Annotated in this window: 8 protein-coding genes; 7 read left to right on the top strand and 1 reads right to left on the bottom strand. The window is 31.7% G+C overall.

The features are described from left to right. Positions 1-263 precede the first annotated feature (263 nt). From K6112_04555 to K6112_04585, 7 genes are all read left to right on the top strand, one after another. A complete protein-coding gene (locus K6112_04555) occupies positions 264-1,430 on the top strand; it encodes a DegT/DnrJ/EryC1/StrS family aminotransferase (protein ID QZP17300.1) in 1,167 nt (388 codons plus the stop codon). A gap of 223 nt (positions 1,431-1,653) precedes the next feature. Then, positions 1,654-3,108: a DUF2079 domain-containing protein gene (locus K6112_04560; GenBank protein QZP17301.1), complete on the top strand. Its 1,455-nt coding sequence runs from the start codon at positions 1,654-1,656 to the stop codon at positions 3,106-3,108. 85 nt (positions 3,109-3,193) lie between these two features. Next, the gene (locus K6112_04565) at positions 3,194-6,223 is read left to right on the top strand and encodes a hypothetical protein (protein QZP17302.1); all 3,030 of its coding nucleotides are present in this window, start codon (positions 3,194-3,196) and stop codon (positions 6,221-6,223) included. Further along, positions 6,220-7,443 (top strand): flippase, encoded by a 1,224-nt coding sequence (locus tag K6112_04570; GenBank protein ID QZP17303.1) that lies wholly within the window; start codon positions 6,220-6,222, stop codon positions 7,441-7,443. Before K6112_04565 ends, K6112_04570 begins: the two co-directional genes overlap by 4 nt. After that, complete coding sequence (locus tag K6112_04575) at positions 7,427-8,548, top strand: glycosyltransferase family 4 protein (protein QZP17304.1); 1,122 nt, start codon at positions 7,427-7,429, stop codon at positions 8,546-8,548. Before K6112_04570 ends, K6112_04575 begins: the two co-directional genes overlap by 17 nt. Next, positions 8,548-9,660: a glycosyltransferase gene (locus K6112_04580; GenBank protein ID QZP17305.1), complete on the top strand. Its 1,113-nt coding sequence runs from the start codon at positions 8,548-8,550 to the stop codon at positions 9,658-9,660. Before K6112_04575 ends, K6112_04580 begins: the two co-directional genes overlap by 1 nt. 85 nt (positions 9,661-9,745) lie before the next feature. Next, positions 9,746-10,678, top strand: coding sequence for a hypothetical protein (locus K6112_04585; protein ID QZP17306.1), 933 nt, complete (start codon positions 9,746-9,748; stop codon positions 10,676-10,678). Between the two features lie 349 nt (positions 10,679-11,027). On the opposite strand, the gene glmS is transcribed toward K6112_04585, so the two are convergent. Then, the gene (gene glmS, locus K6112_04590; protein ID QZP17307.1) at positions 11,028-12,854 is read right to left on the bottom strand and encodes a glutamine--fructose-6-phosphate transaminase (isomerizing); all 1,827 of its coding nucleotides are present in this window, start codon (positions 12,852-12,854) and stop codon (positions 11,028-11,030) included. Between the last annotated feature and the right edge of the window lies 1 nt (position 12,855).

Genomic DNA, 12,855 nt, shown 5'->3' on the forward strand with positions numbered 1-12,855 from the left:
ACTATTATATATAATAAAAATTTTATTGGGAACGTAATGAAGATATTTGAAATTAAGATCGTTGCCTCTCTTTCTTATTAAATCATTTAAACAAATGTTTTATTTTATATATTAATAGGTTTTAGAGTTAAAAAAATAGTTTTTTTTAAACTAATTGAGACAGTTATCAGAAACAATTAAAAATAAATATGTATTCTTAATAGGCGAAAAAGGAATGTTAAAATGTACCCTATAAAATAAAAAAACTTGAATAAGGTAGAGTCGTGATTAAATATCCATTAGCTTCTAGCACTTGGAATTCTGAAGAAATAAAAGCTATTCATTCAGTAATAGATACTGGTTCATATTCTATGGGTGAAAAGGTAAGTAAGTGTGAAACAGATTTTGCTAATTTTATAAATAGAAAATACGCTGTCATGGTCAGCTCAGGTTCAGCTGCTAACCTAATTGCAACTGCAGCACTTTTCTATACCAAAATTCCAAAGCTTAAGAGAGGAGATGAAGTAATAGTTCCAGCAGTATCGTGGTCTACAACTTACTTTCCATTGCAACAGTATGGACTCAAATTAAAGTTTGTTGATATTGACTTAGAAACATTAAATTATGACCTTGACGCTTTGGGATCAGCGATTTCGAATCAAACTAAAATGGTTGTAGTTGTAAACCTTCTAGGGAACCCTAATGATTTTAATGCTATAAATAAGCTTATTAATGGAAAAGATATAATTATTATTGAAGATAATTGCGAATCATTGGGGGCTAAATATAATGGCAAATCTGCAGGTTCCTTTGGTGTCTTAGGAACGTTTTCGACATTCTTTTCTCATCATATATCAACAATGGAAGGTGGTTTTGTAAGCACTGATGAAGAGGAGCTCTATCATATATTACTTTCATTAAGGGCACATGGTTGGACTAGAAATCTTCCTAAGAAAAACTTTGTATCAAATAAAGAGGATGACGATTTCGAGGAATCATTTAGGTTTGTTTTGCCCGGGTATAATGTCAGGCCCGTTGAGATGAGTGGAGCTATAGGTATTGAACAATTAAAAAAATTACCTACATTTCTGAAATACAGAAGAGATAATGCAAAGTTTTTTGTAAAACTATTCAAAAATCATCCGGAATTTATTATCCAAAAAGATATTGACAATAGTTCTTGGTTTGGCTTTTCTCTTATTATTAAACCACAATCTAAAATAACAAGAAAAAATGTTATCAAAAAATTACGAGAAAATAAAATAGATTGTAGACCTATAGTTGCAGGTAACTTTACCAAAAACGAAGCTATTAAATTTTTCAATTTTACGATACATAATAAATTAGATAATGCAGACTTAATTCATAAAAATGGTTTTTTTGTAGGAAATCATCATTATGATATTCAAGATAAAATTAGGTATCTTTATGAAATTTTAGATGATCAATAGTTGAGCGCATTATTAATTAAGCACTTAAGGATATGCATTTAGGATGCCATTGTAGTTATATGAAAAACTTTAATTTAATAATATGGTAATTTTCAAGATTAGCTACAAATATTTTAAAAATTTATTGATCTACAAATATATCAATGCATTTTGTTTTTTGGCTATGCTAATTGCTATATTTTCTCTTAGTCTTTTAAAATATCTTTCTCTTCACAGTGGGGTAATGGATTTAGGTGTTTATTCCTCCACACTTTACAACGTTTCTGAGCTTGGGTACTTCTGGAAGATATTTTTTGGTCATACATCACCTTCTTTAATTATTTACTCCGGAATATATTCAGTATTTTCTGTTGAAGGAATATTATTTTTTCAATCGCTAATTATTGCACTTTCAGGATATATAATAAAAAAATATCTTGGCCTATTGCCTTTTGTAGCATATGTACTTTTTTTCCCTGTTTGGTTTAATGCTCTATTCGACTTTCACCCTGATCATTTATCAATTCTTTTATTGCTGTGTTTTTTTATATTTGCTCAAAATAATTATATTAAATATGCGGCAATTTCTGCCATAGCTCTCGCCTTTGTTAAAGAACCTTTTGCCCTTCAAACTGTAGCATGTGGAATATATTTATTATTTTTAAAGAATGAGTTGGTTCCAAAAAGTTCTAGTAAGTTTTTTACTAGTTCTCCAAATAATTTATTTTATGGTTTTGGTCTGATTGGTTTTGGTATTGTTTATTTTTATATAGCCACTTCGTTCGTTATTCCATACTTCTCAGGCATAGAAAAATCAAGCATAAGCACATACTCGTCTTTCCACAGCGCTGGATCGAGCATAAGTGAAATAATATTTTATATTTTTAATAATTTTGGTGAAGTATTAAGTAAAAATTTTTCCAACCCAGATAAGGTCATATATGTAGTTGCATTGTTTGGCTCGTTGGGTTTTATTTCACTATTAAGTCCCAAAGCTTTGATTGTTGGCCTACCTATCTTAGCTATCTCCTTAATTCTTGACCACAAAGCCTATTATGGTTTGGGGCATCATTACACTGCTGGCTTGATTGCACCTTTGATCTTTTCTTTTTCTAATGGATTACCACGAGCTAGGATTATTTGGGAAGGAATTGGCTTACCTATTAAATGGTTTACATCTATTTTGCTTATAGGGCTACTAATAACACATATAGCTCTGTCCCCCTCACCTATTAGTCGTATATTTTGGTCTGATAAAGTATGGTCATATAATTATCATGCTTATATTCAAACAGATAGAGACCAAATGATAAAACAAAAAATCTCTCTTTTTATTCCAGAGAATCCAGATGTAGTAGTGTCAATCCAAAATACTCTAAACTGGCTACCATTGGTTCAGCGAAGACATTTTTTACTTTTTCCCCGAGGAATTTCGGAGGTTGGGTCTGGGCCATTTATTCAACGAGGTTTAAAACTTGAGAAAACTAAATGGAAACCTATAAAGTCAGATTTTGTTGTATTAGATCTAAAAAGGCCTTGGTCAATAATAGATAAAGGTTGTGACTGGCTTTATGGAAAGTGTACGAATAAAAAAGTAGCAAATGAATACTTAGAGTGGGTTAAAAAAACAAAACGTATTATGCACGTAGTTTTTGAAAAAGATGGATTTATTATTTTAAAAAGAAAAAATTATAACTAATAAAAATTGACCCCCATAATTTAATTTAAGCGGTTTATGTCAAGGTGATATAAACTTATTATCAAATAATTAATAAAATTGACCTATGAAAAATATTCTATACATATTTTTGTCTCTTCAGTTTATTGTAGTTTTTAATAGCATTGCATTTGCTGAATCAAGACCCGATAAACCACAAAATATAATCGTGTCTAAAGTTATTGATGAAGATAAAGTCTCTAAGCAGTTCATGAAAAATATCAGCAAGGTCAATACTAATCAGAGATTACAGGACTATAACAATTATCGATTAAATGCTGGCGTATCCTTTAGAACAATAAAGCAAAAAATACTATTATATGACTTGCAATTTAAGGTAAATGAGAATTTTCACAGTAGCAGCGGTCAGAAAGAATTCTTTGTTTCTGAACAAAATAACATGGAACAAAATAATGTAAAAGAAGTTAATTTATTACCAGATTTACAAAGCTCTCAAGACACCGCTCTTTCTCTTCAGAGCACATCAATATCAGACTATGATGAACTATGGATTGATTATAAAAATATTGATGGTTCTAACCCTCCCAATATTGATGTCATACTATCTGTTGAATCAGATAGTGCTTTGGAGGTGAAAAATTATGAAATTGCCCCTGATATTACTCAGCAAAAGTTAACTAATATTATTGAGGTTGATAAAGAAGACTTTTCAAAAGACAATTGGCAACAAAAGGACAATCTTTACATCATTAACCGTATATTTAATAGTAATCTGGATAACAATTGGCGCTACACACAAGAAGAAAATAATGCGGTATTTCAAAAAAGATTCAATAAAATACTTCCTCATAATGGATCTATTGATTTAATTTTAGATCAAACTACTGATTTGCAATGGTTGAATCTAAGACTAGAAAATGAAGATGGCGATGAATTAATTGTTGGGTTCGACTCGCTAAATAAGAATTATCTTTTAACTTCAGACAATAATGTAAAAATCAGTTTATTTTTAAGTCATCTTCAAAGCATACACAAAAAACTAATTTTAAAAGAGATAATATTATTTTTTAACGGTACTGTAGAAGAACGATTGTCGAATAATCCGCTGCGTTCTTTGCACTTTTCTAAAGTTGCTGAACAAGAAAAAAAACTTAAAAAGAAAGAGGTGACTGAGGCAATTCTTTCCACATTTCAAATTGAAAAATTGGGTTTCAAAGAAAAGAGGATTAAATTTAATCTCTCTAATTTTAAAAAGCAGATTAATTGGAATACTCAGGTGGTTTCAATTAAATTAATTATAAAACCTAAACTCAATGATAAGTTCAGTGAGATTAAGGTCTCAAAAGTTCGCTTAATTTCCACCAAGGAAGAACAAACTCCTAGCATCATCCTCGAGGGAACGAATATTTTAAGTGACCTTGGCATAAAATTAGAAAACAAAACCGCTACTTATAAAAAAAGTGTATGGCCGGTTATCCAAAGAGATATAAATAATCCCAAAGGAATAAGAACAACTAGTATTGACCCACAAGGTCAATGGGCTGACATAAAATTGGATGTTGGAAATATTGTTATTAACGGATCATATTTATACATTGGTGGAAAAGAAGGCCAAAAAAAAATCCTAAAAATACAAGCAACGGCATATTCTTCACTTGGTGAAAATTTAGGAAATTACTGGTTTTCAAACCTTAATGAGTCAATGCAATTCAATAATTTTAATAGTAGCCATGTAAAAGTTGATTATATAAAAATTCGAGTCCACTTTGATACTTCTTTAATAGAATCAAAAAACACAAAAATAGAAGACATAAATATACAAAATATCAGTAAATCTCCCATCACAAATATAACTCTTTTTAATATCGATAATTTAACTTTTGACGAGATGTTAGATAACGTATTACCAAGTCAAGATTTATCAAACATAAAAAAAGATTCAATTATTCTAGAAATAGAAAGCATGCCGTCAAATTTTACTATCGACAAGGCTAAAGGGGGAGGGATATATTTTAATTATGATAGTAAAATTTTAGATGGTGACATTTTTTTTACCACTCTTTTAGAGAAAAAAGCTAAAGCTAAAGCTAAAGAAAAAATTTTAGATCTTAATTATGAGGTGCCATGGGCTATTGTTAATATGTGCTGGCTAGAATTGACTGCTGTGGGAAGTGGGAAAAAGATACATAAAAAACTCTGTTTTGATTCTTCTTCTGGGAAGAAATTGTTAAAGCTACCGTCATGGGTAGATCAAATAAAATGGAAAGCAACTTTGCCAGGTAAAAATAATATATGGAGTAATTCAAATAAAAATAAATTTTTTTTAAATGTTGAAAGTTTTACGAGTTATATGCTTACTGTGAAAAATTTACTAGTTAATCAGTCTGTATTAACTTTGGATGGTAATAAATTACTTCCTGATGAAATAAAATTTAATAAAATTAAAGGTAATTTGTATTTTGATCTAGATTCTACTAGATATGTTTCTGACACGGGATTTAAAGTTAATCTTGATCATCCTTGGCTCGAGGTTGATAAAATAGTCCTTGATCAAAAAGAGCAGCTATTTAAAAAAGATTTTGTTCAAGATAATGTGAGTAAATATTCTTTTCTTAAATTATTAATTTATTTATTAATAATTATTGGTGCCTTGTGGTTGATTAAATCATTTTGGGTCTTAAGGGCCAAGCTTCTGACATTATGGAATTTGTTGCCGAGGGTTTTAAGACAACCCAATATTATAGTTAGTTGGAAAATTGCCTTTTGGTGGTGGTCTATAGTAACCCTTTCACTTTATACGGCCGGTTTCTTGCTATTTTCTGGAATACCCAAAGATAATTATTGGTTCACTTTCGGGGGTTTAGCATCAGTATTGACCTGGCGAGCGTTTGTAGAATATTACAAGCCAAGCATTAAGTCACGTTGGCCCGAGCTTATTAAAAAATTGTATAGAAGGGCAAGCTTAAAATATTTCTCAGGCTTAATTGTTGTTTTAGCTGCAGTCGCAGTAATGATTATATTTGGACTTGAAACTATTGCTGATCAATTAGCACTCATTGGCTATTACATGCTATTTGTTGGTGTGGGGATAGAAATCGTAAATCAGATTAATAAAAAAAGTAATGTAGATAAATGAATATAAATTCTGCAGCTCATTCTTGGAAGAAAAATCTGAGTTATCAGTGGGTTTCAACAATTTACGTTGCGGTATTAGGTTTTTTGGTATCAGTTATTCTAGCAAGAGAGCTAGGGGTAGATGATTTTGGTACTTATAGTTTTATATTGAGCTTGGCTGGTATCTTTTTGATCATTCAGGATGGTGGATACAAAACACTCATTTTTCGTGAGAGCATCGACCGCTCTGCCAAGTCATTGCTGACATCTGGTATTGTCCATGTCTTATCTATCACTACTCTTGGAGCTTTGGTGGTTATTTTGTTGCAACCGCAACATTGGTTGGCAATATTGGCTTCTTTTTGTTGTATGGGGCTAGTGGTTCTTTGTAATTTTATTTCTAGTCTTCTGAAAGGCATGGGAGAGTTTAAGTCTGATGCCATATGGCAAACTGCAGTTCGAAGTTTAACTGCTTGCGCTATTTTATCTGCATTTTTTTTTTATGAAGATAGCTCTATAGCTAAGCTATTTGTTGGCTGGAGTTTGGCCTTAGTATTGGCTCTTATTTGGCCTATAGTAAAGGGATATATTAGATGGCCAAGTTTTAATTTCAAAGGGAAACTATTCAGAGCTAGTATGGTATTTCTAACCATTGATATTGCAACCATATTTTATTTTCGCAGCGATATCGTGATGCTAGAGTATTTTGGACATATAGAGGGCGATGTAGGACAATACTCTGCAGCTTACCGTGTTCTTGAGGGAGTAATTCTATTGGCAACACCGGTGGCTCAAATAGCATTCAGATCATTACGGCTAAAACAGCGTGCTAATGAATTTTTTAGGCTATTGGGTTGGTTAGTTTTATTGATGGTTCTTACTGCAGTAATTATTTCATTAATAGGAGTATTCTTTGGTGCAGATTTAATGCTGATTGTGTTTGGTGAGCAGTATCATTTAGCAGGTACGCTGTTACCATTACTATTGTTTGCTATGATATTTATACTTCCCAATTATATTTTGACTCAGGGTACCATCGCTATTAATAAAGAGAGAAGTTATGCGAAGATTGTTGTTTTAGTCGCACTTTTAAACATTTTTTTGAATTTATGGTTAATTCCAGATTTTGGGGCAATAGGTGCTGCATGGGCAACCATTTTTTCAGAAGGAGTTTTATTTGTAGGGCTAGGATTGATATTATGGCGTGACTGGATCGGAGAAGGAAATGAGAATAGGGGTTGATGCAAGATCACTTTCTGAACCAATAAGTGGGATTGGTCGATATACATTAAGCTTATTAAAATTGATGGTATTGGACAAGTCACATGATTGGATACTTTATTCTCATCGCCCATTAAAACATGGAGAATGGAATAAAAATAATGTTACAGTGTGTACTTGGAATTTACCCCAATGGGCAAGAATTCCTAGGATGCTTTGGGCACAAAGCATATTACCTCTCATGGCCAAAAAAGATAAAGTTGATCTTTTTTGGTCACCCGCGCACCGTTTGCCCAGATTTCTTTCTAGCTCAATTAGTGGTGTTGTTACTATTCATGATTTAGTATGGAAATATGCTCCTGAAACCATGCGCCCTTTAAGTCAAAAACTTGATGCAAAATTAATGCCAGAGGCTATAAAAGCTGCTGATTGGGTTATTGCAGTATCTAAGTGGACTGCAAAGGATTTGATAGCTGAAGTACCTGAAGCCAAGACAAAAACAAGTGTTATTTACGAAGCTGGATCTTTAACGTGGGACCAACTTATCAGTAATGACAACGTAGATGAAAAATATTTATTATTTGTTGGTACATTAGAGCCTAGAAAAAACCTTCCACGTTTGCTAGAGGCCTACTCTTTACTCTCTTGTAATATTAAAGACAAATACTCCTTAATTATTGTGGGGGGGAAAGGTTGGGGTAAAGATAATATTGAAAGTATTATAAAACGGTTGGACATTGAAAAATATGTGAAACTCCTAGGGTACGTGTCTGAAAAGGAGTTAGATGTTACTTATAGAAAAGCCTCTTTATTAGTTATGCCATCTTTGTATGAGGGGTTTGGATTGCCATTAGTTGAAGCCATGAGTGTTGGAGTTCCTATCGTTACATCTAACATATCCTCCATGCCTGAAATTGTTGGGGATGCTGCATTATTAGCTGATCCATATAGCGTAGACTCAATTAGAGAAAGCATTGAAAAAGTACTAACTGATTCAAAGTTAAAGTCCTTACTATCAAGGGCAGGACTTAAACAATCAAAATACTTTTGTTGGGATAAAGCCGCAGAGGAGACTTTAAGAACATTTACAGAGGTACAATCAAAACGGAAAGGTAGTAATTCTTAATGCGAGTACTACATGTCACTCAAACTTATTATCCTGATACTAGAGGAGGAATCGAAGAAGTAATTAGGCAAATAGCTTTAAATACCAAGAAATTTGGTGTTGAGACAAGGGTATTTGCCTTAAGTAAAAAACCTATACCCACCATTATTGAAATAGACGGCGTAAAGATTTATCGCGCGCCATTAACAGCCAAGATTGCATCCTGTGGAATGTCTATTTCAGCATTAAAGCAATTTAAGAATTTGGTTGATTGGGCACAAGTTGTTAACTATCATTTTCCATGGCCGTTTATGGACCTATTACACTTGGTGAATAACTGCAATGCAAAAATAGTTGTAACATATCATTCAGATATTGTTCGTCAAAAAAGATTATTGCTACTATACAAACCTCTAATGAAGATTTTTCTTAATCAAGCTGACGTCATTGTAGCAACTTCAGTTAATTATGTTACATCAAGTAAAGTCCTTCAACAATATAAAGAAAAAGTAACAACAATTGAAATTGGCATAAGTAAGGAAAACTATCCTATACCCACAAAGCATGAATTAACAAATTTTAAAGATCTTATTGGCCAAGATTTTTTCCTATTTATAGGTACTCTGAGAGAATATAAAGGTTTAAAATTTTTATTAAATGCTTTAAAAGATACAAAGCTTAAATGTGTTATCGCAGGTTCTGGGCCAGAATTGAAGCGATTAAAAATTTTAGCAAAAGATCTAAAACTAAAAAATATTTTATTTTTAGGGAGAGTAAGTGAAACTGACAAAGTTTCCCTTATAAAACTTTGTCATGCAATAGTATTGCCATCATATTTAAGATCTGAAGCCTTTGGGGTTATTTTGCTTGAAGGTGCAATGTATAAAAAACCCCTTATCTCAACGGAATTAAACACAGGAACTAGTCACATAAATATTAATGGAGAGACAGGTTTAGTTGTTCCAGCAAGAGATAAAGGTTCATTGAGAGAATCAATGTTACTATTAAAAAATAATAAGAGATTGGCAAAAAAAATGGGTCAAGCTGCTTTCAAAAGATATAATAAATTTTTTAAAGGAAGATTAATGGGTAACAAATACACAAAAATTTACCAAGAGCTAATCAAATCATAAAATGTATGAATTTATTATAAAAATTTTTTTAATATTTATTTCTGTAGCTATATCAATAAAAATATTATCTAACTTTTCCGAAAAATTGAATCTAATTGACCTTCCAAATCATCGAAAGCAACATGAGGGAAATATACCGCTAATTGGAGGAATTGCAATGTTTGTGGGCTTTCTATTTGGTGCAATATTCCTAGCAAATGGATATATTCAAATTATCTCTCTATCATTGATTTCATTCATTATGCTGTCTATTGGTGCAATCGACGACAGGCATGAGGTTAATTTTTTTCCTAAATTATTTCTTCAAGTTTTAGTTGCAGTATTTGTAGTGTCAATTTTAGGAATAGAATTAAAATCATTTGGTAATCTATTCACCGATGATAATGTAACCTTAGGGAGCGCTTCATTACTTGTAACCACTCTTGCAATAGTAGGCGGTACTAATGCATTTAACGTAATGGACGGTATAGATGGACTTGCTTCTGGATTGGCGCTAATAGTTTTTTCATCAATACTTTTAATAGCCTATATTGGAAAGGTCCCCGATATTATTAATCTATCTTTGTTGTATTTGTTTATTTTAATACCTTTCTTATTTTTTAATTTATCATCACAAAATAAGGTTTTTATGGGGGATAGCGGTACATTATTTATTGGAATAGGAATTGTGTGGACATTAATTATTTGTTCTCAAGGTCAAGAGCCCCTAATTAGACCCGTGACAGCACTATGGCTTTATTCAGTTCCATTAGTCGATAGCATAGCAACAGTATTTATGCGTATTAAGAATCGTAAATCTCCCTTCCTACCAGACCGTACCCACATCCACCATCAGCTTAAAAGTCATTATCGCTATAGCAATAGAACAATTTTGTTACTCATTATAACTGTTTCATTATTAATGGCTATACTTGGGATATTAGGCGAAATTTACTTTGTACCGGAATGGCTCATGTTTCTTAATTTCATTTGTTTATCTTTTGGATATTTAATTTATTTAAATGTACTGAATAATTAAAATATTTAAAATTAAATTTTCTAAGCTATTACTTTTTATTGGATGAATATATTAGAATATCTTTTGTACACAAATATTTTATTTAAAATCATTCTTCAATACTAAAAAAACATATTTATAATTATTGAGAATAATTCTCATTTAATAATTTTTTATTTTTATTATTTATTATAAAACTTTATATACTTAGGATGGTAATTATGGATTGTGGATGTGGAAGAAGCCCAAATGGTAAATGTCTTGGTTGGCATGACCTTTCTGAAGAAGAATACCTAGAAAAGCTTAAGGAGTATGAAAAAAATCAAAAAGCCGAAGGTTAGTTTTTACAACGTTTAAGCTTCTAGAAAGCTTATTCAACTGTTACTGATTTTGCTAGGTTTCTTGGTTTATCCACATCCGTTCCTTTTCTTAAAGCAACATGATAAGCAAGCAATTGAACTGGAATAGTGTGGATAATAGGAGATAGAATTCCAGAATGTCTTGGAGCTCTTATAACTTTAATTCCTTTTGTCTCTACGAAATGGCTATCAGAATCAGCAAAAACAAATAATATACCTCCCCTTGCTTTTACTTCTTGCATATTAGATTTTACTTTTTCTAACAAGGCATCATTAGGGGCTATAACAACAACAGGCATATTTTTATCTACTAATGCTAATGGGCCATGTTTTAACTCACCTGCAGGATAAGCTTCTGCATGGATATATGATATTTCTTTTAATTTTAAAGATCCTTCTAAAGCGATTGGATAATGAATGCCACGACCTAAAAATAGCGCATTCTCTTTATTTGAGAAATATTTTGTCCATTGTTTAATCTGTGGCTCTAAATTTAAGGCTGTTTGAATACCACCAACAAGCCCTCTTAACTCATTTAGATATTTTGTTTCTATTTTTCTAGTAATAAGTTTTTTATTTTTAGCTAAGGTAATCGTTAAAATAAATAAGGATACGAGTTGTGTAGTAAAAGCTTTGGTCGAAGCAACACCAATTTCAATACCTGCTCGTGTATAAAAAGTTATCTTTGATGCTCTCGCTATAGCACTTTCTTGAACATTACATATCGCTAATGTTTTTTTATGCCCCATTTTCTTAGCATGTTTTAACGCTTCAATTGTATCTAAGGTTTCTCCTGACTGTGAGATGCTTATAACTAATTGATTTTTATTTGGGACTGTATTTCGATATCGATATTCACTTGAAATTTCTACAGAAGTTTGAATTTTTGCAACATCTTCTAGCCAATACTTTGCAGTAAGCCCAGCGTAATAACTTGTTCCTGCAGCAAGAATAAGAATGCTATTTACATCTTTGAATACATTTTTTGCATTTTTACCAAATAACTCACTATCAAATTTATTGTTATCTATAACTGCTTCGATTGTATCCCCAATTGCTCTGGGTTGTTCATAAATTTCTTTTTGCATGAAATGATCATGAGGGCCTAAATCCATAGACGATGTTTTAACCTTGCTATCATTAACTTTTCTTTTAGCTTTTTTTAAATTAGAGTCAAAGATTTCTATATTATTTTTGGTTAATTTTGCAAAATCTCCATCCTCTAAATAAATTACTTTTCTTGTAATAGCAATTAATGCACTTATATCAGATGCAGCAAAATGCTCATATTTTCCTTGACCAATTATCAATGGGCAGCCTAGGCGAGCACATATTATTTCATCTTTATTTTCAATAGAAATTACTGCAATGGCGTATGCACCTGTTAAATCTTTTGTGGCAAGTTGCGTTGACTTAAGTAAATTATTTTTCTTATGATAATGATCAATTAAGTGCGCAATTACTTCTGTATCTGTTTCAGACTCAAACTTATATCCTAGTTTCTTCAATCGAGCACATTGTTCTTCATGATTTTCAATAATGCCGTTATGAACTAAAGCAATTTTATTGTTTGAAATATGCGGATGAGCATTCTCTTCAGTAACTCCTCCATGCGTTGCCCACCTTGTGTGTCCAATTCCAATTAAACCTTCTAATTTTGTATTTTTAACTTTAGTTTTAATAGAATTGACTCTTCCGGTAGATCGAACTCTTCTAATTGATCCATTTAAGATTGCAACGCCAGCTGAATCATAACCTCTGTATTCAAGATGCTCTAAGCCTTCAATAAGTTTTGGTAAGACATTTTTATTTGATATGCCTGCGACAATTCCACACATA

The organism is Methylophilales bacterium (assembly GCA_019823025.1).
Taxonomy (GTDB): domain Bacteria; phylum Pseudomonadota; class Gammaproteobacteria; order Burkholderiales; family Methylophilaceae; genus BACL14.

Bases quoted from the DNA above. Each gene is read 5' to 3' on its own strand.
- K6112_04560 (QZP17301.1), top strand. From the start codon at position 1,654: ATGGATTTAGGTGTTTATTCCTCCACACTTTACAACGTTTCTGAGCTT.
- K6112_04565 (QZP17302.1), top strand. From the start codon at position 3,194: ATGAAAAATATTCTATACATATTTTTGTCTCTTCAGTTTATTGTAGTT.
- K6112_04570 (QZP17303.1), top strand. From the start codon at position 6,220: ATGAATATAAATTCTGCAGCTCATTCTTGGAAGAAAAATCTGAGTTAT.
- K6112_04575 (QZP17304.1), top strand. From the start codon at position 7,427: ATGAGAATAGGGGTTGATGCAAGATCACTTTCTGAACCAATAAGTGGG.
- K6112_04580 (QZP17305.1), top strand. From the start codon at position 8,548: ATGCGAGTACTACATGTCACTCAAACTTATTATCCTGATACTAGAGGA.
- glmS (QZP17307.1), bottom strand. From the start codon at position 12,854: ATGTGTGGAATTGTCGCAGGCATATCAAATAAAAATGTCTTACCAAAA.